Raw genomic sequence first — 24,297 nt, 5'->3', positions numbered from 1 at the left:
TTGTTGGTTGTGACGGTCGATGCTGGTAGCCCCACGGGCGCCGTCATTGCGAGAAGCGAAGCGACGAAGCAATCCAGGGCTTCACGCGCCGCCCTGGATTGCTTCGCTTCGCTCGCAATGACGGAGAGAGCAAGCGTCGCTTACACCCCGCCCGGATAGTTCGGGCTTTCGCGCGTGATCGTCACGTCATGCACGTGGCTTTCGCGCAGGCCCGCGCCGGTGATGCGGACGAACTCGGACTTGGAGTGAAACTCGCCGAGATCCTTGGCGCCGACATAGCCCATGGCGGCACGGAGGCCGCCGGCGAGCTGGTGCATGACGTTGCCGACCGGGCCCTTGTACGGCACCTGGCCCTCGATGCCCTCCGGCACGAGCTTGAGCGTGTCCTTGATGTCCTGCTGGAAGTAGCGGTCGGCCGAGCCCCGCGCCATCGCGCCGACCGAACCCATGCCGCGATAGGCCTTGTAGGACCGGCCCTGCCACAGGAACACCTCGCCGGGCGTCTCGTCGGTGCCGGCGAGCAGCGAGCCGACCATGGCGACGTCGGCGCCGGCGGCGAGCGCCTTGGCGAGATCGCCGGAGAACTTGATGCCGCCGTCGGCGATGACCGGCACATCGGCCTTCTTGGCCGCCTCGACCGCATCCATGATCGCGGTGAGCTGCGGCACGCCGACGCCGGCGACGATGCGCGTGGTGCAGATCGAGCCCGGGCCGATGCCGACCTTGACGGCGTCAGCGCCGGCATCGATCAGCGCCTGCGCGCCGTCGCGGGTGGCGATGTTGCCGGCGATGACCTGCACGGCGTTGGAGATGCGCTTGATGCGGTTGACCGCCTCGAGCACGCGCGAGGAATGACCATGCGCGGTGTCGACCACGATGAGGTCGACACCGGCCTCGATCAGCCGCTCGGTGCGCTCGAAGCCGCCCTCGCCGACCGTCGTGGCGGCGGCGACGCGCAGCCGGCCCTGGCCGTCCTTGCAGGCCAGCGGATGCGCGACCGCCTTCTCCATGTCCTTGACGGTGATCAGGCCGACGCAGCGGTACTGATCGTCGACGACCAGCAGCTTCTCGATGCGGTGCTTGTGCAGGATCTTCTTGGCCTCGTCCTGGCCGACGCCTTCGCGCACGGTGACGAGGTTCTCGTGCGTCATCAGCTCGGAGATCTTCTGGCGCGGATCGGTGGCGAAGCGCACGTCACGATTGGTGAGGATGCCGACCAGCTTGCCGGGGATGCCCTTGCCGCCGCCGGTGACCACCGGGATGCCGGAGAAGCCGTAATCCTTCATCAGCGCCAGCGCGTCGGCGAGCGTCGCGTCGGGCGAGATGGTCAGCGGGTTGACCACCATGCCGGATTCGAACTTCTTGACCTGGCGCACCTGGGCGGCCTGGCCCTCGGGATCGAAATTGCGGTGGATGACCCCGACACCGCCGGCCTGCGCCATGGCGATCGCCATGCGCGCTTCGGTGACGGTATCCATGGCGGACGCCATGATCGGAATGTTGAGCGGGATCTCGCGCGTCACGCGCGAGCGGATGTCGACCTCGGAGGGAAGCACATCGGAGAGGCCCGGCTTCAGGAGCACGTCGTCGAAGGTGAAGGCTTCGCGAAGTGTCTGGACGGTCGCCATCGTCAACTCCTTGTCTGCGGCCAAAACGGCCGCGATGCGGGTACGGATGAGCGACGCCGCCGTCGAGACCATGCCTCGCCGTCGAATCGGTGCCCATCGGTGGGGTTGACGCGGGTCGATAGCATGGGCCTGTGACGAATCAAAGGGCCGATCCACCATCCTCCCGCGATTGCGAAGAACGGCTGACAACGGCCCTCATTCGCGTGCCGCGCGCAATAAAAGATCGTGAATACCCTGAATCCGGAGCAGAAATTCCGCTCGCCTCCGGACCCGCGCCTCAGCGCCAGGCTCCCGGCGGCGGGCCGTAGCGCCGGATCGCGTCGACCACCTCGCGGTGCCGCCGGTCCTCCCGCCGCATGTGCACGGCGATCAGCGCGTGAGCCGAGGGCACCAGCAGCAGCACGTGGAAGAACAGGCCGAGGACCAGGCACACCACGCAGAGCAGCAAGTTGAACACCGCCGCAAACGGCTGCCCGTTGAGCAGCAGGCCCAGCGGCGGCACCAGAGCGGCGAGCAGGTAGATCATCGGCACATCTCCAACAACGGGACGCGACAGCGTCGCGCTGCATTTAGGGGGCCATGCCAGCAGCGCAATGGCCTCGTTCGTCGCAGGGTGTTAAAGCCGCACCGCCCGCCTGCCCTCCCCCGCCGCCGACCTCCGATGAACAAGCAACGCGTCATTCCGCTGATCGTCGCCACCGCCCTGTTCATGGAGAACATGGACTCTACGGTGATCGCGACCTCGCTGCCGGCGATCGCCAGGGACATCGGCACCAGCCCGCTGACCTTGAAGCTCGCCATCACCTCCTATCTGCTGTCGCTGGCGGTGTTCATCCCGGCCAGCGGCTGGACCGCCGACCGCTTCGGCGCGCGACGCGTGTTCTCGAGCGCCGTCTTCGTGTTCATGATCGGCTCGATCGGCTGCGCCTTTGCCAACTCGGTCGAGAACTTCGTGTTCGCCCGCATCCTGCAGGGCATGGGCGGCGCGATGATGACGCCGGTCGGGCGTCTCGTTCTCTTGCGTTCCGTCGACAAGAGCGCGCTGGTCGGCGCGATGGCCTGGGTCACCATTCCCGCGCTGATCGGCCCGGTGATCGGGCCGCCGGTCGGCGGCTTCATCACCACCTATTTCTCCTGGCACTGGATCTTTCTGATCAACATCCCGATCGGCATCGTCGGCATCATCATGGCGCTGCGCTTCATCGATCCGATCAAGAGCGAGAACCCCGAGCCGTTCGATCTCACCGGCATGGTGCTCGCGGGCATCGGCCTCGCCGGTCTCGCCTTCGGCCTCTCCGTCGCCGGCCTCAATTTGCTGCCATGGTCGGTGGTCGGCAGTCTCGTCGCGATCGGCGCGATCTCGATGACGCTCTACGTCCGCCACTCCTGGCGCACCAACTCTCCGGTGCTCGACTTCTCGCTGCTGCGACTGCCGACCCTGCGCGCCTCGATCGTCGGCGGCTTCATGTTCCGGCTCGGCATCGGCGCACTGCCTTTCCTGCTGCCGCTCTTGATGCAGCTCGGCTTCGGCCTGTCGCCGTTCCAGTCCGGCCTCGTCACCTTCGGCTCCTCGGCCGGCGCGATGGGCATGAAGGCGCTGGCCGCGCGCCTCATCCGCGCCTTCGGCTTCCGCCATCTGATGACGGTCAACGCCGTCGTCAGCTCGGTCTTCCTCGCCGCCTGCGCGCTGTTCACGCCGGCGACGCCGCTGCTGCTGATCCTGATCATTCTCGTGGTCGGCGGCTTCTTCCGCTCGTTGCAGTTCACCGCGATCAACACCGTCGCCTATGCCGAGGTCGAGACTGCGCAAATGAGCCGCGCCACCACGCTCACCAGCGTCAACCAGCAGCTCGCGATCTCCGCCGGCGTCGCGGTCGGCGCGTTCTCGGTGGAGACCACGATGTGGATGCACGGGGCGAGCCAGCTCACCGCGTCGTCCTTCGCGCCCGCCTTCATTGTCGTCGCCATCACCTCGGCGCTGTCGTCGATCCTGTTCTGGCAGATGCCGGATGACGCCGGCAGAGAGATCTCAGGCCGTAAGGTGGCTGCGATCGCGAGCCGCAAGGGCGCTGAGAAGGGCGCGGAGAAGGCCGCCAGGAAATCGGCGAGCGAGACCACGCAGGACGTGCGGGATCAGCGGCTGGGGTAGCGATCGTTCTCCGGTCAAGGTCTCCTCGCGCCGGACTTCCAGAACTCGGCGAGGCGATCCGCCCACATCCGCGCGTGCAGCTCCGTGCCGGCACGGCTCATATGGCAGCCGTCATGGCGCAGCGTAGACCCGATCTGGTCGGTATCCGGGCCCAGATAGACGCCGAGCGCCGGGTTCGGCACGGCGGCCTGTGCCGACCGGATGATCTCGTCGGGAACGCTGCCGCAGAGCGTTGCCGTAGCGACGAAGATCGGCGCCGTCACGTCGGCCGCGCGCAGCCCGGCAACGATCTCGAGATCGTTCCGCAAGTACGACAGCCGTCCCGCCTCCTTCATCTTCGCAGTGACTTGCAGATGCGTGCCGTCCTCCGCCCCGTTGGTCGAGAAGGCGAAGGCGTTGGACTCGCCCTGATGCCAGAGCACCGCGCTCGGCTCGAGACCGGCGTCGCGCAGGCCGGCGATGGTTGCGAGCAGCACCTCGAAATACTTGCCGCCGCGGGCGCGCCACTCCTCCAGATAGGTGCCGCCGATCGCCACCGGCGCAATCAGCACCGTCTTCGCCAGCCCGCGATCGATCAATTCGTCGCCCAGCCGGGTGGCGACGTTCTCGCCCCCGCCCGGCGTTCCCAGCAATGGATTGCGCGCCACGTAGCAGCGGCCGTCGAAGCGGTCGAAATTGTAGAACCGGTTGTGAGGCTGATAGAGCCGGCCACTCTGATCGGGCGCGCCGGTGTTGGAGATGTTCGACTGGCCCGCGGTCAGAAGCACCACCAGCCCCTCGCGCGGAATGGCGTCGCAGGCAATTGGCGTCGCCCTGGCACGCGCAGCCTCGTTGTCCCCCATGAGACAGCGCGAGGCGTTGCCGCCCGCGATGAAATCCGCGTCAGAACCGTACAGCGCAAGGGCAAGGTTGCGTCCCTGCAGCAGGCTCTGCACCTCCGGGTCGCTGCTCGCGCCGTCGATGCGACGGTCGATGTCGGCAAAGGCGGCGCGCCGCGTGCGTACCTGCTCCAACAGCGCCAGGAAGCCTGGGCGGGTCGAGATCGGTCCGACGGCGCAGGGAACGCAATTGCCGTCGCGTGACCTGGCAGAGGTTGTCGGCTGGCAGACGTCGCGAGCCGGCAGCACCTCCGCAGCTCCTGCCGTGGCAGTCAACGAGACGGCCAACCACGCACCGACAAGCGTGGCCGCGATTGCGCGTCGCATCATGTTCGGATCACTTCCTTCGCCTCGTTTGACGGCCGCCTCAGGCGCCGGGCCCCTGACTTCCCAGCCATGCGCGCGACACGGCCTCGTTCGAACATGCGTCGGGAGCGCGGGTTTTCCATTATAGTCCGACTTCATGAAAGAGAGCCGAATCGACCCGCAGCCGCTCGCGGCGATGGCGATGAACTGTTGGCCGTCCGCGCTTCTCCTGGCAGCGACGGCGCTTGCCGTCCCGGCACTCGGCGGCCTTGTCAGGCCGGCCTTCGTGCTCGGCTGCGCGGTCGCCGGCTGGTTCGCGTGGCGTCGCAGCCCCGAAGCCCACGTTCAGTCGGCGATCCTGATGTTCGCCTTCGCTCCTTTCGTGCGCCGCCTGGTCGACATCTCCGCAGGATTCGATTCGTCCGGCGTCATGCTGAGCGGCCCGCTGCTGTTCATCATCGCGCCAGTTCCGAGTCTGGTGCTCTCGCCCTCGGACAAGGACAGGCCGGGCAATCCCTGGCTCGTGGCGCCGCTCATCATCCTCGCCTGCATCGTCTATGGCGGCGCGCTTTCGATCTTCCAGAACGACTGGTTCAACGCCGCCAATGGCGGAATGAAATGGGCCGCGCCCGTACTCTATGCGATCGCCCTGCAGCAGCGGGCGCAATCCGACGGCGCCCTGCTCGATGCCATCACGCGCGTGTTCCTGCTGGTGCTGCCGCTCACCGGCCTCTACGGCATCTGGCAATATGTCGATCCGCAAGGCTGGGATCGGTTCTGGATGGTGAACGCCAGCATCACCTCGGCCGGCTATCCGCTGCCCTACATGGTGCGCGTGTTCAGCACGATGAACGGCCCGGCCAGCTACGCGACCTTCACGGCCACGGGCCTGCTGCTGGTGGGTTTCCTGCGCCCGGGATGGCTGGCACTGGCGGCGATGGCGCCGGCGGCGCTCGGCCTGTTGCTGTCGCTCTACCGCACCAGCTGGATCACGCTCGCGGTGGGCGTGCTGTTCTGCATGTTGTTCCCCGCGACGCGGCGTCGGGCCGTATCGATCACGGGCGGACTGGTCGGCGCGGTGATCGTCACCGTCATGTTCACGCCGTTCGCGGAGGTCATCACCTCCCGTCTGGAATCGCTCGGCAGCGTGTCGCAGGACAGCAGCGGCAGCGAGCGGTTGGATGAGTTCGTCACGCTGTGGAATGCGCCGAACAGCATGGTCCTGGGATCTGGCTTCACCATCACGGACGTCGGCGTCGCCGGCGCGATGCCGATCGACGGGCAGATCATCGCAAGCTGGGTGACGATGGGCATTCCGGTCGGACTGATCTGCCTCGCGGCCTATGTCTGGGTTGGGCTCGCCGCCACCGGTGCCGCCTGGCGGATGCCGACGCGCGAGGGCGCCGTGCTCGGCGCGCTCGCCATCAGTGCGCTGCTGATCCAGCTGCCGCTGACCAGCATCTCCTCCGGCGAGGTCTCGGCGCTGTTCTGGATGCTCGTCGCCATGGCCTGTCCGCTCGACCAGATGGCCGGCGGCGCACGGCGCACCGTCGCCGCTCAGCAGCATCAGGCCGGCGCCTGATCGGACGTTGCAACGCGCGGCGCGATCGCTGCGGCCTGCGGCTTGCGGGAGGCCGGCGGTGCAAGCCCGAAGACCGGCAGCAGATGCAGCCGCTGCAGGATGGCGTGCGCCATCAGAGGAAGCACGACACCGGCCACCGTCCCGGCCAACAGATAGACCCATGGCGATGGCGGGATGTGCAGCTTGAGCATGATGATGCGCATGCCCGAGCCGCTGAGGATGTGCAGGACATAGATCGTCATCGACGCGACGCCTGCGGCCGCAAGCCAGCGATGACGCGCCGGGGCAAGCAGCTTGCAGAGCCCGACCGTGCCGGCGATCCCGAGCACACAGGCCGGCAGGGAGGCGAGCCCGTTGGCGTCCATGCCGGACAGCCGGCCGCCCAACGCCACTGCGGCCGCAAACGCAATCCCGATCACGGCCATGAAGGACCAGCCGAACGGCCGCCATTCCGCCACCACGCGAACACCGTAGACGCCCGCAACGTAGAACGGCAGATGATGCAGGGTGAGCGCGAGGTCAGGCCGGATCGGCAGCGTGAGGAACACGCAGAGCCCGGCCAGCGCGAGCGTGATCAAGACCGTCCGCGACGGGACCAGCACCGCGATCACGTGGCAGATCATCAACGCGTAGAGGAACCAGAACTGCGCGATCGGACGATACCAGATCGCGGCGAGATCGCCGGGATGGATCGGGATGTTGGCATCCCGTGCCAGCAGCATCGTGATCCCGCCCTGGATCAACGACCACAGCACGTAGGGATAGGCGATGGTCCAGAGCTTGGACGTGAGGAAGGGACGCGCGCCGCGCCGCAAGCTGTGCTGCACGTTCAAGCCGGCCAGGAAGAAGAACAGCGGCATGTGGAACGTGTACAGCGTGTAGTCCATCCAGCGCGCGACGGCTCCGTCCGGGAAGATGCCCGGGCGCACCAGACCGCCAAGCACGTGACCGTACACGACCAGGATGACGCCGAGGCCGCGCGCGAAATCGATCCACGCCGTGCGCGCGGTGTCAGCCGTTGCCCTCTGCGTTCCAGCCTCCACGCCCGATATGTCCTACCCTGTCGCGCAGCCCGCGTCCGGTTTGCGATCCTGCGAAGTCAGCGCCGCATTCATCCAAGTCATAGCGCAGCCGGCTTTGCAGCGCCGTCGGCGCCTACCAGGACATCGGGGGTATTCTCGCGTTAGTCTTAACCAACCGATAAGCCTCTGCCGGATGGCTGCCGGCTACGCCGGGGATCGCGACCAGAGGTGGCGCGGTTCGGCTTGCGCGCCACACTCAATCCTCATTCGCCTTGAAGCGCCCGAGTCCCTTGAGGACGAACGGCGCGACGAGCGCAATCAGCGCGACGACCAGCAGCGTTGCAGAGATCGGCGACTGCAGCAGGGTCATGGGATCGCCGAGGCTGATCGCGAGCGCCCGCCGCAACTGGCTCTCGGCGATCGGCCCGAGGATGAGCCCGACCACGACCGGCGCAATCGGGAAATCGAAGCGGCGCATCAGGAAGCCGAGCACGCCGAAGCCGGCCAGCATCGACAATTCGACCACGGACGGCTTTGCGGCGATCGTCCCCATCGTGGCGAACACGAGGATGCCCGCGTAGAGCCAGGGTGTCGGGATCGCGAGCAGCTTCACCCACAGACCGACCAGCGGCAGGTTGAGCACCAGCAGCATCGTGTTGGCGATGAACAGGCTGGCGATCAGGCCCCAGACCAGGTCGGGCCGCTCGGCGAACAGCAGCGGGCCCGGATTGAGGCCATATTGCTGGAAGCCGGCGAGCATCATCGCGGCGGTCGCCGAGGTGGGCAGGCCGAGGGTCAGCAGCGGCACCAGCGTGCCCGCGGCGGAGGCGTTGTTGGCGGCCTCAGGACCGGCGACGCCCTCGATCGCGCCCTTGCCGAACTGATCGGGATATTTGGTCAGCCGTCGCTCGGTCGAATAGGACAGGAAGGTGGGGATCTCCGCCCCACCGGCCGGCAGCGCGCCGATCGGAAAGCCGAACATCGTGCCGCGCAGCCACGGCTTCCACGACCGCTTCCAATCCTCGCGCGTCATCCACAGCGAGCCCTTGATGGCCTCGATCTTCTCCTCGCTATGGTGCCGGCGCGAGGCGACGTAGAGCGCCTCGCCGACCGCGAACAGGCCGACCGCCAAGGTCGTCACCTCGACGCCATCGAGCAGCTCCGGCACGCCGAAGGCGAGCCGCGCCTGTCCCGTCAGTTTGTCGATGCCGATCAGGCCGAGCGTCAGGCCGATGAACAGGCTGGTGAGGCCGCGGATCGGTGAATCGCCGAACGTCGCGGACACCGTGACGAAGGCGACGCACATCAGCGCGAAGTAGTCCTCCGGACCGAAGCGCACGGCGATGTCGACGAGATACGGCGACAGGAACGCGAGTCCGATGGTGGCGATGGTGCCCGCGACGAACGAGCCGATTGCCGCCGTCGCCAGCGCCGGGCCGCCGCGGCCGGCCTTGGCCATCTTGTTGCCCTCGAGCGCGGTCGCCATCGAGGCGCTCTCGCCGGGGGTGTTGATCAGGATCGCGGTGGTGGATCCGCCATACATGCCGCCATAATAGATGCCGGCGAACATGATCAGCGAACCGCCGGGATCGAGCTTGTAGGTCACGGGCAGCAGCAGCGCGACGGTGAGCGCCGGCCCGATGCCCGGCAGCACGCCGACGGCGGTGCCGAGGAACACGCCGACCAGCGCATAGAGCAGGTTCATGGGCTGGACGGCGATCGCCATCCCATGCGCGAGCGCGGCAAAGGTGTCCATCAGAGCAGTCTTTCGAGCGGACCGGCGGGAAGGCTCAGGGTGAGGAGGCGGTCGAATGCGAGATAGATCAGCGTCGTCAGCACCGCGCCGATGACGAGATCGGTGACGAAGGCGCGCCGGCCGAACGCGGCCGACGTCGTCACGAACAGCGCGGTGGTCGCCAGGATGAAGCCGCCACCGAAGCCGATGATCGCGATCAAGAGCGCAAGGCCGGCGAGGATCAACAGCACCGCCTTCGGATCGGAGCTCTCGCGCGGCGGCAGGTTGCCTCTGAGGGCATCGATCAGATTGGCCAGTGCAAGAATGCCGAGCCCGATCGCGATCACGACCGGCATGACCTGCGGGCCCATGCCGTACATCGTGGTCGCCGGGATCTGATTGGCGTCATAGACAAGCACGAGTGCGACAGCCGCCAGCAGCGCCGCAATGACGATGCCGGCCTTGTCGACGCCTCCCGAGGCGGGTGTCTCGGTGCCGGCACTCTCCGTCGTCATGACTTGACGAGGCCGACCGACTTCAACACGTCGGTGACGCGGACGTTCTCCTTTTTCAGGAAGTCAGCGAACGCATCACCCGGAAGATAGGCGTCATCCCAGCCCTTCTGCTTCAGGATCTCCTTCCACGCATCCGACTTCACCATCTTCTCGACGGCCTCGCTGAGCGTCTTCTTCTGCTCCGGCGTTATGCCGGGCGCCGCGACCACCGAGCGCCAATTGGCGAGCACGAGATCGATGCCCTGCTCCTTGAAGGTTGGGATGTCGACCCCTGGAATGCGTTTCTCCGAGGACACACCGATGGCGCGCAGCTTGCCGCTCTTGATCTGCCCGTCGTATTCCGACAGGCCGGAAATGCCCGCCGTGACCTTGCCGCCGAGGATCGCCGCCAGCGACTCGCCGCCGCCCGAGAACGGGATGTAGTTGACCTTCTTGGCGTCGGCGCCGACGGCGCCGGCGAACAGCGCCGCCATCACGTGATCGACGCCGCCGGCCGAGCCGCCGGCGAAGGTGACCTTGGCGATGTCGGCCTTCAGCGCCGCGGCGAGATCCTGCGCCGTCTTGATCGGCGAGTTCGCGGGCACGACGATGACCTGGATCTCCTCGGTCAGCCGCGCGATCGGCGTCACCTGCTCCAATGTCACCGGCGACTTGTTCATGGCGAGCGCGCCGACCATGACGAAGCCGTTGACCATCAGCTGGTTGCCGTCGCCCTTGGCGCCGTTGACGAACTGCGCGATGCCGACGGTGCCGCCCGCCCCCGCCACGTTGGTAACCTGGACGCTGCGCGCCACGCCCGACGCCACGAAGGCCTGCTGCATGGCCCGCGCGGTCTGGTCCCAGCCGCCGCCGGGCGCGGCCGGCGCCATCACCTTCAGCTCGAGCTGCTGGGCGAAGGCCGGAGCACCGGCAAGGAAGGTCAAAGCGACGACGGCGCCGAACAGGCGCGTACAGAACGAATTCAAAGCGGTCCTCCACGGTCGGCCGAACGAACGGCTCGCGTTTCTTCTCTTGCCCCTCACGAGCGGCATTTCAGCGGGAAATGCGGCCTCTGTCCAGACGGGATTGCTCGCGCCGTCGCCCGCGTTGCAGCAGCAGCCCTGGGAGGACGAGACGGTTGTGGGAGGAGCGGCCTAACCGCAAGTCCAGACCATCCCCACTGGCGTCCGCGTCCAGCACGGGCCGAAGCTGCCGCCATTATAATGGCCGCGATAGAAGCCTGGCTGGCCGAAATAGTGCCACTCGCCGTTGTAGAGCATGTATTTCGGCGTGCCGTCGATATACCAATGGCGGCGGCTGCCGCGCGGCCCGTTGCGCATGGCCTCCTTGTCGGCATAGAGCGGCAGGCTGTTGTTGGGCGGCTGCTTGTAGCCGGGCAGGAAGCCATAGCCCTGCCAACGGTGCGCCTTGCGCTTGTGCGACGGCGCGGCGGTCGCGATCGCGGGGACCAGCAGCAGAAGCATCACGATCGCGACGATGAAACGATGCGGCATCACGGCAGCCCGATGGGTACGAGGGTCTCGAATCTTCAGTTCGATTGCGGCACGGCAACGGCCGTTCCGTCATGAAATGTTTCAGCGATGCCGCCGATGCGCGCGGCGCGGCGGAGGCGACGGCGGGGCGTAGAAGGGATTGAGGTCGCACATCGCCGCACGGCCCGACGCCGTCGCGCGACATTGCGGCAGCGACGTGTAGCTGCAGTCGATCCACTCGCCACCGCCAAACCGGCCGCCCTCATAGACCTTCATGCACACGGGATAGCGCGGATCGTAGGCCTGGGCGTGAGCCGGCCCCGATATGGCCGAGCCCACCATCAAAGCGACCGCGACAGCGCTGCAGGTCAGGACACGCATTTCGGGACCTCCGGAACGGGTCTCGTCGGCCCAAGCCGATTCCCGAGACCTTGTTGCATCTGCTCTGTATCGCCGGCGCGGGCCGGTCGCAATGACGCCGTTACAGCAGGTCGGCCTGCTCTCCGCCGCGGAACCCCATCGCCAGCACGTAGCGCTCCGACGAATCCTGCCGGCTCGCCGCCGGCTTGACGTGGCGGACGCTGGCGTAATCGCGCTTGAGCTGCGCCATCAAGTCGGCATCGGCGCCGCTCTGGAACGTCTTGGCGAGAAAGCTGCCACCCGGCTTGAGCACCTCGCTGGCGAAATGCGCGGCGAGTTCGACGAGACCGACGATGCGCAGCTGGTCGGTCTTGCGGTGGCCGGTGGTGTTGGCCGCCATGTCCGACATCACCACGTCGGCACGCCCGCCGAGCATCGCGCGGAGCTTTTCGGGCGCATCCTGGGCATGGAAGTCGAGCTGGGCGAAGGTGACGCCGGGGATCTCGCCCATCTCCAGCAGATCGATCGCGATCACCTTGCCCTTCCCGGCTTCGGCCCCGACCCGACGCGCCGCGATCTGGCTCCAGCCGCCGGGTGCGGCGCCGAGATCGACCACCGTCATGCCGGGCTTGAGCAGCCGGTATTTGTCATCGATCTCGAGCAGCTTGTAGGCCGCGCGCGAGCGATAGCCGTCGCGCTTGGCCTGGACGACATAGGGATCGTTGAGCTGGCGCTCCAGCCAGAGTTTCGAGGAGAGCTTTCGCTTGCCTCCGGTCTTGACCTGCACATGCATGCGGCCGGTCGTGTCTTTTGCCATGTGTTTCTCGGTCGTCGTGACCAGACGCGGGAGGCGAAAATCCGTCCATGCTCGAGGTCTGGCGGAACTACAAAGGTCACCCTCCCCTGGAGGGGGAGGGTCGATCGGGAGCGAAGCGAGCGATCGGGGTGGGGTGAGCCACACGAAGACTGCTCGTGGAACTCACCCCACCCCGTCTCACATTGCGCTGCGCTCCATGTGAGACGCCCCTCCCCCTCCAGGGGAGGGTAAAGTCGCTACGCCGTGCGCAGCGCACCGTCTTCGCGCATCATCTCGACCAGCATGCCCTCGCGCAGGCCGCGATCGGCGACGCGCAGCCGCGGCAACGGAAACGCCAGGCGAATCGCGTCGAGAATGGCGCAGCCCGCGAGCACGAGGTCGGCACGGTCGATGCTGATGCAGTTGTTCTCGGCGCGCTCCTGGTAGCTCATCGCCAGCAGCTTGGCGATCGTCGTCGTGATGTCGGCATCGTTGATCCAGATGCCATCGACCCGGCGCCGATCGTAACGCGCGAGGTTGAGATGAATGCCGCCGAGCGTCGTCACGGTGCCGGAGGTGCCGAGCAGGTGCATGCCGGAGAGGTCGCCGCCGTTCTCGGCCGCGAACGGCCCGACATGCTCGGCCACGGCCTCGACCATGGCGGCATAGATCTCTGACGTCACGTCGCGGCCGCCGAAGCGTTCGGCCAGCGTCACGACGCCGAGCGGGATCGACATCCAGGCCTTGATCCTCGGCTCGGCGTTGCGGTCTGCCGGATCGCGCTCGATCCGCACCAGCTCGCTGGAGCCGCCGCCAATGTCGAACAGGATGGCCCCGCGCCCGCCTGGATCCAGTAGCGGCGCGCAGCCCTTGACGGCCAGCGCCGCCTCGGTCTCGCGGTCGATCACCTCGAGCTCGATGCCGGTCTCCGCCGCCACCCGGCTGCGGAACCCCTCCGCATTGGAGGCGGCGCGGCAGGCCTCGGTCGCGATCAGACGCAGGCGGCTGGCCTTCTTGGATTGGATCTTGTCCCGGCAGATGCTGAGCGCGGCGATGGCCCGATCCATCGCCGCATCGCTGATGCAGCCGGTGGTCGAGATGCCCTCGCCCAGCCGGACAATGCGCGAGAAGGAGTCGACCACGCGGAAACTGTCGCCCGAAGGACAGGCGATCAGGAGCCGGCAATTGTTGGTTCCGAGGTCCAGGGCCGCGTAGACGCTGCTGCCATTGCTGGCGCAGGAAGGCGTCGCGACGTCCAGACCCGGACGCAAGCCGGGCTCCAGGTTCCCGCGCGGCGTGGGACTCTCCCGCAGCCGCGTGTCATTGATCATTCAAATGTCTTTCCGCTGGCCGAACCGGCCCAGATGGAAGTTCTCTTTCGTGAGACATTATCAGTGGATAGCGCCGGCGCAACAGCCCCTCCGTCAGGCGTGATGCACCATTCCTAATCAACCGTTGTCCGGCCGCGGGCGCTGCACTATCTGGGAACAGCCCGCATTTGCGACCAATCCAGCCTCTTGGGTCCTCATTCATGCAAGATCACACCGTCCCGGCCTCCCTCGAAAACGCGATCGCGCTGCAGAAATTCGGCGTCGGGCAGCCGGTCCGGCGCAAGGAGGACGACACGCTGGTGCGCGGTCACGGCAAATATACCGACGATTTCAACCTGCCCGGCCAGGCCCATGCCTGGATCGTGCGCTCCAGCCACGCCCATGGCATCATCAAGAGGATCGACACCGCGGCCGCCAAGGCCATGCCCGGCGTGCTCGGGGTGTGGACTGGAGCCGACCTCGCCGGAGCCAACTATGGCCCGTTCACCTGCGGCCTGCCACTGAAGGGCCGGGACGGCTCGCCGCTGCTGCAGACCAACCGGCCGGCGCTCGTCACCGACAAGGTGCGCTTCGTCGGCGACCCCGTCGCGTTCGTGGTGGCGGAGACCGCGGCCCAGGCCCGCGACGCGGCCGAGGCGGTCGAGGTCGACATCGAGCCCCTGCCCGCGGTCACCAATGCCGAGGAAGCCGCCAAGCCCGGCGCGCCGCAGCTCTATGACCATATCCCCAACAACGTCGCGCTCGACTATCATTACGGCGACACGGCCAAGATCGAAGAGGCCTTCGCCAAGGCCGCGCACGTCACCAAGCTCGACATCGTCAACACCCGCGTCGCCGTGGTGTCGATGGAGCCGCGCGTGGCGCTCGCCGCGTTCGACGGCAAGACCGAGCGCTTCACCTTGCAGGTGCCGACCCAGGGCGTGTCCGGCAACAAGGCGACGCTGGCCAAGATCCTCAACGTCGCACCGGACAAGGTCCGCATCCTCACCACCAATGTCGGCGGCTCCTTCGGGATGAAGAACGTCTCCTATCCCGAATACGTCTGCATCCTGCATGCAGCCAAGCAGCTCGGCCGTCCCGTGAAGTGGCGCGACGAGCGCACCACCGCCTTCCTGTCCGACAGCCAGGGTCGCGACCAGATCATCCATGGCGAGCTGGCGCTCGACGCCGACGGCAAGTTCCTCGCTGTCAGGCTGTCCGGCTACGGCAATCTCGGCGCCTACATCATGGGCGTGGCGCCGCTGCCGCTGTCGCTCAACACCGGCAAGAACCTCGCCAGCGTCTACAAGACGCCGCTGCTGGGCGTCGACATCAAGACCGTGCTCACCAACGTCACCCTGATGGGCGCCTATCGCGGCGCCGGCCGCCCCGAGGCGAACTACTTCATGGAGCGGCTGATCGACACCGCCGCGCGCGAGATGGGCATCGACCGTCTCACCATCCGCAAGCGCAACTTCATCAAGCCGAGCCAGATGCCGTTCCCGGCCGCGTCGGGCGTGACCTACGACTCCGGCGACTTCGCCGCGGTGTTCGAGAAGGCGCTGCAGGTCTCCGACTACGCCGGCTTCGCCAAGCGCAAGCGCGAGAGCCGCAAGAACGGCAAGCTGCGCGGTATCGCCGTCGGCTCCTATCTCGAGGTCACCGCGCCGCCGTCAGGCGAACTCGGCAAGATCACCTTCGACGCCGATGGCGGAGTGACCCTGACGACCGGCACGCTCGATTACGGCCAGGGCCACGCGACCCCGTTCTCGCAGGTCTTGTCGGCGCAACTCGGCGTGCCCTTCGAGAAGATCAGGCTGGAGCAGAGCGATTCCGATCTCGTGCGGTTCGGCAACGGCACCGGCGGCTCGCGCTCGATCACCGCGACCGGCCAGGCAATCGTCGAGTCCTCGCAGCTCGTCATTGCCAAGGGCAAGCAGGCGGCGGCGCATCTGCTCGAAGCCTCGGAAGCCGACATCGAGTTCGCAGACGGCCAGTTCACCATCGCCGGCACCGACCGCAGCATCGACGTCATGGAGCTAGCGCGCCGCCTACGCGACGGCAAGATGCCCGAGGGCGTGCCGGCCTCGCTCGACGTCGACCACAACTCGACGGTCACGGAGTCGACCTTCCCCAATGGCTGCCACGTCTGCGAGGTCGAGATCGAGCCGGACACCGGCGTCGCGCAGATCGTCGCGTATACCGCAATCAACGACTTCGGCACGGTGATCAATCCGATGATCGTCGCCGGCCAGCTGCATGGTGGCGTCGCCCAGGGCATCGGCCAGGCGCTGATGGAGCATCTGCGCTACGACGAGAGCGGCCAGCCGATCACCGGCTCGCTGATGGACTACGCGCTGCCGCGCGCCTCCGATGTGCCGATGATGACGGTGGACAACCATCCGGTGCCCGCCAAGAGCAATCCCCTGGGCACCAAGGGCTGCGGCGAGGCCGGCTGCGCCGGCTCGATGGCGAGTGTGATCAATGCGGTGATCGACGCACTGTCGGATTACGGTGTGAAGCATCTCGACATGCCGCTGACCACCGAGAAGCTCTGGCGCGCGATCCAGGACGGCAAGGCGAAGACCGCGGCGTGAGCGACGCCGCCTTCGTCAGGTACTGAGTGATAGCCCCGCCCTCTCCTCCGTCATGGCCGGGCTTGACCCGGCCATCCACGAGCCCCAGGCGATGAACGACGTGGACGGCCGCGCCAATGCGGCTTCGGCCGCGTAGGGGACAAGCCCGAACATGACGGCTGATTGTTGGAAGACAGCGTCATTGCGAGCGCAGCGAAGCAATCCAGGGTGGTGGGCGGGACTCTGGATTGCTTCGCTGCGCTCGCAATGACGGAGTTTCGGGCAAGCGGCATCCCGCAACCCCTGTCATCGTCCGCGAAGTATTTAGCCCGGAGACGTAGCTGGCGGCTGTGATCGACCTGAGCCGCCGCGGCGTACTGGATGCCCGCCTTCGCGGGCATGACGGCCGAATGTAGGGAGGCCGCGTGCCTCTTGCCAGTCCGCTACGCCGCCGCCTGCGCGCGCGGCTGGTAGATCGCCACATGGTGGCAGTGCGCCAGCGGCCGCGTGCCGTTCGCCACCACCAGCGCATCGATCTCGACGAAGCGGTGCCCCTTCTTCTCGTAGTTCGCGACCACCCGGCCACGCGCGGTGATCTCGTCGGTTTCGGCAATCGCCGACAGCAGCTGCATGCGGCTGCCGACGTGAATCCACGGACCGAGCACGATGTTGTCGACCAGCAGGCGGTTCATCACCCGCTGCAGCATGCCGGGATGACCGAGCCGCTCGCTGGAATAGATCGGATCGCGCTCGCGGATCTCGGCGAGATAGGCCGTCGCCGCCTGCCCCGGCCAGGCGCGTGGCGCAGTGCCCAGCCAGCTGCCGACGGCGAACGAGTCTGCGCCGATCGCCGACCGCACCGCTGCTGGCGGAACATCGCGATAGCCGGCCAGCACCACGTCGGGCGCCGCCGCCGGCAACGACGCGGAACCGGTGGCGCAGATCTCGCCTTTACTCGTCACCTCCAGGCGGAGCCCGTCGCCGACCTCCTCCGCCCTGACCTCGGCGATCTCGCCGTCATAGACCGGCTTGGTGAACCGCGCCTCGATCAGCCCACGTTCCAAGAACGCCCGCCCCCAGCGCGCGACCGGCTGATGCAGCATATAGGCCAGCACCTCGACGCCGGGCACGAGGCCGCCGGCAAAGCCGAACCGCCGGGCCACGCTGTCGTCGTGCATCTTGTTCTCGGACTGCTTGGCCGTGTTGAACGCCTCGACCGCATACGCCGCGATTCCGTCTGCCATCCTTGCCTCCCGTTGCCCCATTTTTGGCCGATGGTAGCGGCCGGAAAGGCCGTGGCAAGCGGCGCGTTTGGCTCGCAATTCCCGCTGCGATGGAGTACCAACCGGACCATTCCAACCGATGGCCCGATGACGACCGAAACCGCCCCGATCAACATCTATGTCGACGCCGACGCCTGCCCGGTGAAGGACGAGATCTACCGCGTCGCGATCCGGCACGGTCTGCCGGTGATCGTCGTCGCCGGCGGCTTCATCCGCGTGCCGGAGGATCCGTTGATCACGCGCGTGGCGGCCGGCAGCGGCATGGATGCCGCGGATGACTGGATCGCAGAGCGCGCCGGCGCCGACGACATCGTCGTCACCGCGGACATTCCGCTGGCGAGCCGCTGCGTCAAGGCCGGCAGCGCCGTGATCGCACCGAACGGCAAGCCGTTCACCGAGGAGTCGATCGGCATGACGCTCGCTGTGCGCAACCTCATGACCGATCTGCGGTCATCGGGCGAGGTAACCGGCGGCCCGCGCTCGTTCACGCCGCGCGACCGCTCGACCTTCCTCTCCACCCTCGATACCACGATCCGCCGCCTGCAGCGCCAGCGCGCGGCGCGGGTCCAGCAGCAAAGCTAGAGATATGGCGCCGCCTCTCATCCAACTCAAAGACATCCGCCTGACCTTCGGCGGCACCGCGCTGCTGCAGGGCGTCGAACTGTCGGTCTCGCCCGGCGAGCGCGTCTGCCTGATCGGCCGCAACGGCTCCGGCAAGTCGACGCTGCTCAAGATCGCCGCCGGCCTCGTCGAATGCGACAGCGGCACCCGCTTCGTGCAGCCGGGTGCCACGGTTCGCTATCTGCCGCAGGAGCCGGATTTCTCCGGCCATGCCACCACGCTGTCCTATGTCGAGGCCGGGCTCGGCCCGGGCGACGATCACTATCAGGCGCGCTATCTCGTCGAGCAGCTCGGACTGACTGGAGAAGAGGATCCCGCGCATGTCTCCGGCGGCGAGGCGCGCCGCGCGGCGCTGGCGCGCGTGCTTGCGCCCAACCCCGACATCCTGCTGCTGGACGAGCCGACCAACCACCTCGACCTCACGACCATCGAGTGGCTGGAGAACGAGCTCGACGGCCGAAGCTCGGCGCTGGTGCTGATCAGTCACGATCGTCGTTTCCTCACCAATCTGTCCCGCGCGACAGCGTGGCTCGACCGCGGCCAGATCAGGCAGATCGACCGCGGCTTTGCGGCGTTCGAGGCGTGGCGCGACGAGGTGCTGGCGGAGGAAGAACGCGAGCAGCACAAGCTCGACCGCAAGATCGTCAACGAAGAGCACTGGCTGCGCTACGGCGTCTCCGGCCGCCGCAAGCGCAACGTCAAACGGCTCGCCAATCTGCATGCGCTGCGCCAGCAGCGCCGCGACTATCGCGGCACGGCGGGCGCCGCCAACCTCGCCGCGGCCGAGGCCGACAAGTCCGGCAAGCTGGTGATCGAAGCGAAGGGCGCATCGAAGAGCTATGGTGATCGCAAGATCGTCGACAACTTCTCCATCCGCATCCAGCGCGGCGACCGCATCGGCATCGTCGGCCCCAACGGCGCCGGCAAGACCACGCTGGTCAACCTGCTCACCGGCGGCAGCGAGCCGGACAGCGGCAGCATCCGGCTCGGCGTCAATCTGGAGACGGCGACGCTCGACCAGCACCGCGAGAGCCTCGATCCCCGGACGACGCTCGCCGAAGCGCTGACCGGCGGCCGCGGCGATCACGTCATGGTGGCCGGCAAGCCGAAGCACGTCGTCGGCTACATGGAGGACTTCCTGTTCTCGCGCGAGCAGATGCGCACGCCGCTCGAAGTGCTCTCCGGGGGCGAGCGCGGCCGGCTGATGCTGGCGCGCGCGCTGGCCAAGCCATCGAACCTGCTGGTGCTGGACGAGCCGACCAACGATCTCGACTTGGAGACACTCGACGTGCTCGAGGACATGCTCGGCGACTACGAGGGCACGGTGATCCTGATCAGCCACGACCGCGACTTCCTCGATCGCGTGGTCACCTCGGTGATCGTCCCCGAGGGCAACGGCAAATGGCAGGAATACGCAGGCGGCTACAGCGACATGCTGGCGCAGCGCGGCGCCGACCTGAAGCGCCAGCATGCCAAGGCGGCCGAGGAGAAGAAGGAAACCAAGCACGCGGCCGCGGCGCCTGCGAGCGCGCCGAAGCGCAAGCTCTCCTTCAACGAGAAGCACGCACTGGAGACCTTGCCGAAGACGATCGCCAAGCTGCAAGCCGAGATCGCCAAGCAGCAGGCCGTGCTCGCCGACCCCGCGCTGTATGCGAAAGACCGCAAGAAATTCGACGCCGCCTCCCTCGCGATCGCCACTGCGCAAGCCGAGCTCACCGCCGCCGAAGACCGCTGGTTGGAGCTCGAAGTGCTGCGCGAGGAGATCGAGGGCGCGTGACGTTCATCGAAATCACTTCGTCATTGCGAGCGAAGCGACATGTCCGCCATAGCCCGAAGGGCGACGGCGGAAGCAATCCAGGGCTGCAGTCGTGACTCTGGATTGCTTCGTCGCTTCGCTCCTCGCAATGACGGCTATATGGAGTAAATGACATGACCACCCCGCTCGCCGCCAAGATCGCCAGGGACTACGGCACGCCCTGCGCCGTCATCGACATGGACAGAGTTGAGCGCAACATCGCGCGCATCCAGACGCAATGCGAAGCCGCCGGCGTCGCCAACCGCCCGCACATCAAGACCCACAAGAGCCCGGTGCTTGCCAAGCTGCAGATCGAGGCGGGCGCGCAGGGCATCACCTGCCAGAAGATCGGCGAGGCTGAGATCATGGCGGATGCCGGCATCGCCGATATCCTGATCAGCTACAACCTGATCGGCGAGGAAAAGATGGCGCGCCTCGCCGCGCTGCAAGCCAAGGCCAACATGACGGTTGCCGCCGACAACGCGACCGTGATCTCCGGCCTGCCGCAGGCGGCAAAGCAATCCGGCTGCACGCTGTCGGTCGTGGTCGAATGCGACACCGGGCGCAAGCGCGCCGGCGTCGAGACGCCGACGGAAGCGATCCAGCTCGCGCGCCAGATCGCAGCGTCAGACGGCCTGCGCTTCGCCGGCTTCATGCTGTATCCGACCGAGACCGGCTGGGACGAGGCGCAGCGGTTCTATGACGAGGCGCTGGCCGGCGTCCGCGCCGACGGGTTGGACGCGGCCATCGTCTCGACCGGCGGCTCGCCGAACCTGAAGAATCTCGGCAAGCTCAAGGGCGCCACCGAGCACCGGCCCGGCACCTACATCTACAACGACCGCATGCAGGTCGCCGCCGGTGTCGCCAGCTGGGACGACTGCGCGCTGCACATCTACTCCACCGTCGTCAGCCGCGCCGCGCCCGAGCGCGGCATTCTGGATGCCGGCTCGAAGACGCTGACCACCGACACCGGCGGCCTCGACGGCCACGGCCTGATCCTGGAGCACCCGGAAGCGAAGATCGCCCGCTTCGCCGAGGAGCACGGCTTCCTCGATCTCTCCCGCAGCAACACCCGCCCCAATGTCGGCGACGTCGTGCGCATCATCCCCAACCACGTCTGCGTCGTCGTCAACATGATGGACGAGGTCGTGATGGTCCGCGGCGAGGAGATCCTGGGCACGTTGCCGGTCGCGGCGCGGGGCAAGCTGCGGTAGGACGAAGCTCTCTCGCAGCGTCACTGCGAGGAGCGAAGCGACGATGACGAGAAATCTGTAGGGTGGGCAAAGGCGCGAAGCGTCGTGCCCACCGCGTTCTTGTACGAATGCCAATGGTGGGCACGCTTCGCTTTGCCCACCCTACAATTCGAGCCGCTTCAAGACGCCCCTGCCCGCGGCGGCCCCGGTCGCGAACGAGGCTTGCAGCAGATAGCCGCCGGTCGGGGCCTCCCAATCGAGCATCTCGCCGGCGGCGAACACACCGGGCAGGCGTTTGAGCATGTAATCGGCGTCAAGCTCGTCATGCGCGATGCCGCCGGCGCTGGAGATGGCGCGGGCGAGTCCGGCGGTGCCCGTCAGCTTCAGCGGCACGGCATTGATCAGCGCCGCGAGACGATCGGGCGGCAGCGACGAGAGTGACAGGCCGTGCGCCCTGGCCGCCTCCTGCAGCAGCCCGATCGCCACCGGCGACAACTGCACCGCCTTGCGCAGCACGTTCGAGAACGACTGCTTGCCGCGCGGTGCCGAGAGCCGCGTGACGAGATCGGCTGTCGCGAGGTCGGGCCGCAGCGCGACATGCAGGATCGCCCCCCCTGTCAGCGCGATCGCCTCGCGCAGCTCGGCCGACAGCGCATAAACGGCGCCGCCCTCGATGCCATCGCGCGTGACGACAGCCTCCCCGCGCACGCCGCGATCACCGAACGACAGCGCGATGCCCTTCAGCGGCTGGCCCTCGAAGCGATCGCGGAAGATGTCCGACCAGGCGACGGTGAAGCCGCAATTGGCCGGCCGCAGCGGCGCGATCGCGACGCCCTTCGCCGCCAGGATCGGCACCCAGCCGCCGTCGGACCCGAGCCGCGGCCAAGAGGCGCCGCCGAGCGCGAGCACGACAGCGTCAGCGGCGACCGCGCGCGCTCCCGCCGGCGTCTCGAATGTGAGATGTCCGTCCGCGTCCCAGCCGGTCCAGCGATGCCGCAACTCGACGCGCGCGCCCTGCGCATCGAGGCGGCGCAGCCACGCGCGCAGCAGCGGCGAGGCTTTCATTGCCCTCGGAAACACGCGGCCGGAGGAGCCGACGAAGGTCGGCTCGCCCAGCGCCTCGCACCAGTCGCGCAGCCGCTGCGGCGGGAACGCGCGGATCGCCGGCTCAAGCCACGCCGCCGCCTCGCGGTAGCGCGCCAGGAAGGCGGGCAGCTCTTCGCTATGGGTGAGGTTGAGGCCGCCGCGGCCGGCCATCAGAAACTTACGCGCCACCGACGGCATCGCATCGTAGACGGTCACGGCCGCACCGCCCTCAGCCAACACCTCCGCCGCCATCAGCCCGGCCGGGCCGGCTCCGATGACGGCGACCTTGTTGAGCAGGCGGTTGGCCGTGTCCGACACGATATCTCCAGGCATCGACTCAGCCCCTCATCCTGAGGAGCGGCTGTAAGCCGCGTCTCGAAGGATGAGGCCCGTGCGCGGCCTCATGGTTCGAGACGTACGGCTTTGCCGTGCTCCTCACCATGAGGGTCCTACGAGTTTGCACTTACAGCTTGAGCCCCAGCCGCGCCGCAGCCTGGCCGACGTATTTCTGCGTCTGCTCGAATGCGCCCTGCAGCGCCCTCGCCTTCGACATGTCGCTGATCTCGGCAAAATGCGCGGCGATCGCGTCCGGCGTCCACTCCTCCGGCGGCAGGTTGATGCCCTCGCTCTCCAGGATCTTGATCACCGCGAACGAGCCGGCGCCGGCGCCCATGATGGTGCGGGTGGGCGCTTCCTCGCTGAGAAGATATTCGACCGCCGGCGTGATCGATTCCGGCTTCATCAGCTGCAGCGCCTGCGGTGGCAGCAGTTCCTCCGTCATGCGCGTCGCCGCCGTCGGCGAGATGATGTTGACGCGGATGTTGGTCTTGCGGCCCTCCTCCGCCAGCACGTTCATGAGGCCGACCATGCCGGTCTTGGCCGCGCCGTAGTTGGCCTGCCCGAAATTGCCGAACAGGCCCGAGGACGAGGTCGTCAGCACGATGCGGCCGTAATTGCGCTCGCGCATGCCGTTCCACACCGCCTTGCAGCAGTAGAAGCTGCCGACAAGATGCACATCCAGCACCTTGGCGAAATCGGCAACCTCCATCTTGCCGAACGACTTGTCGCGCAGGATTCCGGCATTGGCGCACATGATGTCGACGCTGCCCCACTCTTTGGTTGCGCGCTCGACCATCGCCGTGACCTGTTCGAAATTCGAGACGTCGGCACCGTCAGCCATCGCGGTGCCGCCGGCTTTGCGGATCTCTTCGACCACCGTCTCCGCCGCGGTCATCGAGCCGCCGGTGCCGTCGCGCGCGCCGCCGAAATCATTGACCACGACCTTGGCGCCGCGGCTCGCCAGTCCCAGCGCATGCGCGCGTCCGAGACCATTGCCTGCGCCGGTGACGATGGCGACGCGTCCGTCGAATCTGATTGCCATGATGTTTGTCCTAGGTTCTAGGCTCGTCATGCCCGGGCTTGACCCGGGCATCCATCACTTTCCATCAGTGAGATGGATCGCCGGGTCAAGCCCGGCGATGACGAGGGGTGGGTTGGGACGAAGAGAGTTAGCTGAGATAGATCAGTCCGATCCAGTCGGCGACCAGCGCGGGCTTGTCCTCGCCTTCGATCTCGACCGTGACATGGGTGCGCGACTGCAACTCCTTGGGCTTGCGCAGCGTGGCTTCCGCCAGCACGAAGCGGCCGCGCACGCGCTTTCCCGATTTCACCGGCGAGATGAAGCGCAGCTTGTCGAAGCCGTAATTGACGCCCATCGCCGTGCCCTCGATCGCCGGCATGACCTCGTAGGACATCACTGACAACAGCGACATCGTCAGGAATCCGTGCGCGATCGTGGTGCCGAACGGCGTCGCCTTGGCTTTCTCCGGATCGACATGGATGAATTGATGATCCTCGATCACATCGGCATAGGTGTCGATGCGCTGCTGATCGAGCACGTGCCATGACGACACGCCGATCTCCTGGCCCACCATGGCCTGATAGGCTGCGAGCGAAATCGGCGGCTTCTTCCAGATCTGGTTCATGCGTT

General features: G+C 67.1%; 21 protein-coding genes. 6 read left to right on the top strand and 15 right to left on the bottom strand.

Going from position 1 to position 24,297, the window contains the following annotated elements:
- Nucleotides 1-140: 140 nt before the first annotated feature.
- Nucleotides 141-1,628 carry an IMP dehydrogenase gene (gene guaB / locus QW868_RS19740; RefSeq protein WP_315739185.1) on the bottom strand — a complete coding sequence of 496 codons (1,488 nt, stop codon included), beginning with the start codon at nucleotides 1,626-1,628 and terminating at the stop codon, nucleotides 141-143.
- Between the two features lie 277 nt (nucleotides 1,629-1,905).
- Nucleotides 1,906-2,154, bottom strand: coding sequence for a hypothetical protein (locus QW868_RS19735; protein ID WP_315797695.1), 249 nt, complete (start codon nucleotides 2,152-2,154; stop codon nucleotides 1,906-1,908).
- Between the two features lie 135 nt (nucleotides 2,155-2,289).
- Between QW868_RS19735 and QW868_RS19730 the strand changes: the two genes are divergently transcribed.
- Nucleotides 2,290-3,777, top strand: a complete 1,488-nt coding sequence (locus tag QW868_RS19730) for an MDR family MFS transporter (protein ID WP_316231253.1) — start codon at nucleotides 2,290-2,292, stop codon at nucleotides 3,775-3,777.
- A gap of 14 nt (nucleotides 3,778-3,791) precedes the next feature.
- On the opposite strand, the gene QW868_RS19725 is transcribed toward QW868_RS19730, so the two are convergent.
- Nucleotides 3,792-4,985 carry a sialate O-acetylesterase gene (locus QW868_RS19725; protein WP_316231252.1) on the bottom strand — a complete coding sequence of 398 codons (1,194 nt, stop codon included), beginning with the start codon at nucleotides 4,983-4,985 and terminating at the stop codon, nucleotides 3,792-3,794.
- Nucleotides 4,986-5,118: 133 nt separating this feature from the next.
- On the opposite strand from QW868_RS19725, the gene QW868_RS19720 reads away from it, so the two are divergent.
- Entirely contained in the window at nucleotides 5,119-6,543 is a 1,425-nt protein-coding gene (locus QW868_RS19720; protein WP_316231251.1) for an O-antigen ligase domain-containing protein, read from the top strand.
- Here the strand turns inward: QW868_RS19720 and QW868_RS19715 are convergent.
- The 8 genes from QW868_RS19715 to QW868_RS19680 form a co-directional block, all read right to left on the bottom strand.
- Nucleotides 6,528-7,586 carry an acyltransferase gene (locus tag QW868_RS19715; RefSeq protein WP_316231250.1) on the bottom strand — a complete coding sequence of 353 codons (1,059 nt, stop codon included), beginning with the start codon at nucleotides 7,584-7,586 and terminating at the stop codon, nucleotides 6,528-6,530. The genes QW868_RS19720 and QW868_RS19715 overlap by 16 nt on opposite strands.
- Before the next feature lie 235 nt (nucleotides 7,587-7,821).
- The gene (locus tag QW868_RS19710) at nucleotides 7,822-9,321 is read right to left on the bottom strand and encodes a tripartite tricarboxylate transporter permease (protein ID WP_315757907.1); all 1,500 of its coding nucleotides are present in this window, start codon (nucleotides 9,319-9,321) and stop codon (nucleotides 7,822-7,824) included.
- Nucleotides 9,321-9,815, bottom strand: coding sequence for a tripartite tricarboxylate transporter TctB family protein (locus tag QW868_RS19705; protein WP_315776840.1), 495 nt, complete (start codon nucleotides 9,813-9,815; stop codon nucleotides 9,321-9,323). Before QW868_RS19705 ends, QW868_RS19710 begins: the two co-directional genes overlap by 1 nt.
- Nucleotides 9,812-10,780, bottom strand: a complete 969-nt coding sequence (locus tag QW868_RS19700; RefSeq protein ID WP_316231249.1) for a Bug family tripartite tricarboxylate transporter substrate binding protein — start codon at nucleotides 10,778-10,780, stop codon at nucleotides 9,812-9,814. The genes QW868_RS19705 and QW868_RS19700 overlap by 4 nt, the downstream gene beginning before the upstream one ends.
- Before the next feature lie 168 nt (nucleotides 10,781-10,948).
- The gene (locus QW868_RS19695; RefSeq protein WP_315739174.1) at nucleotides 10,949-11,308 is read right to left on the bottom strand and encodes a hypothetical protein; all 360 of its coding nucleotides are present in this window, start codon (nucleotides 11,306-11,308) and stop codon (nucleotides 10,949-10,951) included.
- A gap of 81 nt (nucleotides 11,309-11,389) precedes the next feature.
- A complete protein-coding gene (locus QW868_RS19690) occupies nucleotides 11,390-11,668 on the bottom strand; it encodes a DUF3551 domain-containing protein (protein ID WP_315739173.1) in 279 nt (92 codons plus the stop codon).
- 100 nt (nucleotides 11,669-11,768) lie between these two features.
- Entirely contained in the window at nucleotides 11,769-12,464 is a 696-nt protein-coding gene (locus QW868_RS19685; protein WP_315781017.1) for an RlmE family RNA methyltransferase, read from the bottom strand.
- Between the two features lie 236 nt (nucleotides 12,465-12,700).
- A complete protein-coding gene (locus QW868_RS19680; protein ID WP_316231248.1) occupies nucleotides 12,701-13,774 on the bottom strand; it encodes a Ppx/GppA phosphatase family protein in 1,074 nt (357 codons plus the stop codon).
- A 200-nt stretch (nucleotides 13,775-13,974) separates the two neighbouring features.
- Here QW868_RS19680 and QW868_RS19675 point away from each other — a divergent pair, with 200 nt between their 5' ends.
- Entirely contained in the window at nucleotides 13,975-16,350 is a 2,376-nt protein-coding gene (locus tag QW868_RS19675) for a xanthine dehydrogenase family protein molybdopterin-binding subunit (protein WP_315739169.1), read from the top strand.
- Nucleotides 16,351-16,772: 422 nt separating this feature from the next.
- Here QW868_RS19675 and QW868_RS19670 read toward each other — a convergent pair whose 3' ends face one another.
- A complete protein-coding gene (locus QW868_RS19670) occupies nucleotides 16,773-17,573 on the bottom strand; it encodes a hypothetical protein (RefSeq protein WP_315781020.1) in 801 nt (266 codons plus the stop codon).
- Nucleotides 17,574-17,699: 126 nt separating this feature from the next.
- Here QW868_RS19670 and QW868_RS19665 point away from each other — a divergent pair, with 126 nt between their 5' ends.
- The 3 genes from QW868_RS19665 to QW868_RS19655 all read left to right on the top strand — a co-directional run bounded on the left by QW868_RS19665 (nucleotide 17,700) and on the right by QW868_RS19655 (nucleotide 21,242).
- Nucleotides 17,700-18,194 carry a YaiI/YqxD family protein gene (locus tag QW868_RS19665; protein ID WP_315781022.1) on the top strand — a complete coding sequence of 165 codons (495 nt, stop codon included), beginning with the start codon at nucleotides 17,700-17,702 and terminating at the stop codon, nucleotides 18,192-18,194.
- 4 nt (nucleotides 18,195-18,198) lie between these two features.
- Complete coding sequence (locus QW868_RS19660; RefSeq protein WP_315776847.1) at nucleotides 18,199-20,010, top strand: ABC-F family ATP-binding cassette domain-containing protein; 1,812 nt, start codon at nucleotides 18,199-18,201, stop codon at nucleotides 20,008-20,010.
- 152 nt (nucleotides 20,011-20,162) lie between these two features.
- Complete coding sequence (locus QW868_RS19655; protein ID WP_316231247.1) at nucleotides 20,163-21,242, top strand: D-TA family PLP-dependent enzyme; 1,080 nt, start codon at nucleotides 20,163-20,165, stop codon at nucleotides 21,240-21,242.
- A 141-nt stretch (nucleotides 21,243-21,383) separates the two neighbouring features.
- Here QW868_RS19655 and QW868_RS19650 read toward each other — a convergent pair whose 3' ends face one another.
- The 3 genes from QW868_RS19650 to QW868_RS19640 all read right to left on the bottom strand — a co-directional run bounded on the left by QW868_RS19650 (nucleotide 21,384) and on the right by QW868_RS19640 (nucleotide 24,292).
- A complete protein-coding gene (locus QW868_RS19650; RefSeq protein WP_410051311.1) occupies nucleotides 21,384-22,640 on the bottom strand; it encodes an NAD(P)/FAD-dependent oxidoreductase in 1,257 nt (418 codons plus the stop codon).
- Nucleotides 22,641-22,770: 130 nt separating this feature from the next.
- Complete coding sequence (locus QW868_RS19645; protein WP_316180489.1) at nucleotides 22,771-23,688, bottom strand: SDR family NAD(P)-dependent oxidoreductase; 918 nt, start codon at nucleotides 23,686-23,688, stop codon at nucleotides 22,771-22,773.
- 127 nt (nucleotides 23,689-23,815) lie between these two features.
- A complete protein-coding gene (locus tag QW868_RS19640; RefSeq protein WP_316231246.1) occupies nucleotides 23,816-24,292 on the bottom strand; it encodes a MaoC family dehydratase in 477 nt (158 codons plus the stop codon).
- Between the last annotated feature and the right edge of the window lie 5 nt (nucleotides 24,293-24,297).

The sequence above is a fragment of the Bradyrhizobium sp. SZCCHNR1051 genome (genome assembly GCF_032489615.1).
In the GTDB taxonomy this organism is placed as follows: Bacteria; Pseudomonadota; Alphaproteobacteria; order Rhizobiales; family Xanthobacteraceae; genus Bradyrhizobium.
This window is presented reverse-complemented; position numbering and strand designations above follow the sequence as displayed.

What these genes read in the sequence shown, in the direction of transcription:
- guaB (WP_315739185.1), bottom strand. Translation starts at nt 1,628, where the DNA reads ATGGCGACCGTCCAGACACTTCGCGAAGCCTTCACCTTCGACGACGTG.
- QW868_RS19735 (WP_315797695.1), bottom strand. Translation starts at nt 2,154, where the DNA reads ATGATCTACCTGCTCGCCGCTCTGGTGCCGCCGCTGGGCCTGCTGCTC.
- QW868_RS19730 (WP_316231253.1), top strand. Translation starts at nt 2,290, where the DNA reads ATGAACAAGCAACGCGTCATTCCGCTGATCGTCGCCACCGCCCTGTTC.
- QW868_RS19725 (WP_316231252.1), bottom strand. Translation starts at nt 4,985, where the DNA reads ATGATGCGACGCGCAATCGCGGCCACGCTTGTCGGTGCGTGGTTGGCC.
- QW868_RS19720 (WP_316231251.1), top strand. Translation starts at nt 5,119, where the DNA reads ATGAAAGAGAGCCGAATCGACCCGCAGCCGCTCGCGGCGATGGCGATG.
- QW868_RS19710 (WP_315757907.1), bottom strand. Translation starts at nt 9,321, where the DNA reads ATGGACACCTTTGCCGCGCTCGCGCATGGGATGGCGATCGCCGTCCAG.
- QW868_RS19705 (WP_315776840.1), bottom strand. Translation starts at nt 9,815, where the DNA reads ATGACGACGGAGAGTGCCGGCACCGAGACACCCGCCTCGGGAGGCGTC.
- QW868_RS19695 (WP_315739174.1), bottom strand. Translation starts at nt 11,308, where the DNA reads ATGCCGCATCGTTTCATCGTCGCGATCGTGATGCTTCTGCTGCTGGTC.
- QW868_RS19690 (WP_315739173.1), bottom strand. Translation starts at nt 11,668, where the DNA reads ATGCGTGTCCTGACCTGCAGCGCTGTCGCGGTCGCTTTGATGGTGGGC.
- QW868_RS19685 (WP_315781017.1), bottom strand. Translation starts at nt 12,464, where the DNA reads ATGGCAAAAGACACGACCGGCCGCATGCATGTGCAGGTCAAGACCGGA.
- QW868_RS19680 (WP_316231248.1), bottom strand. Translation starts at nt 13,774, where the DNA reads ATGATCAATGACACGCGGCTGCGGGAGAGTCCCACGCCGCGCGGGAAC.
- QW868_RS19675 (WP_315739169.1), top strand. Translation starts at nt 13,975, where the DNA reads ATGCAAGATCACACCGTCCCGGCCTCCCTCGAAAACGCGATCGCGCTG.
- QW868_RS19670 (WP_315781020.1), bottom strand. Translation starts at nt 17,573, where the DNA reads ATGGCAGACGGAATCGCGGCGTATGCGGTCGAGGCGTTCAACACGGCC.
- QW868_RS19665 (WP_315781022.1), top strand. Translation starts at nt 17,700, where the DNA reads ATGACGACCGAAACCGCCCCGATCAACATCTATGTCGACGCCGACGCC.
- QW868_RS19660 (WP_315776847.1), top strand. Translation starts at nt 18,199, where the DNA reads ATGGCGCCGCCTCTCATCCAACTCAAAGACATCCGCCTGACCTTCGGC.
- QW868_RS19655 (WP_316231247.1), top strand. Translation starts at nt 20,163, where the DNA reads ATGACCACCCCGCTCGCCGCCAAGATCGCCAGGGACTACGGCACGCCC.
- QW868_RS19650 (WP_410051311.1), bottom strand. Translation starts at nt 22,640, where the DNA reads ATGCCTGGAGATATCGTGTCGGACACGGCCAACCGCCTGCTCAACAAG.
- QW868_RS19645 (WP_316180489.1), bottom strand. Translation starts at nt 23,688, where the DNA reads ATGGCAATCAGATTCGACGGACGCGTCGCCATCGTCACCGGCGCAGGC.
- QW868_RS19640 (WP_316231246.1), bottom strand. Translation starts at nt 24,292, where the DNA reads ATGAACCAGATCTGGAAGAAGCCGCCGATTTCGCTCGCAGCCTATCAG.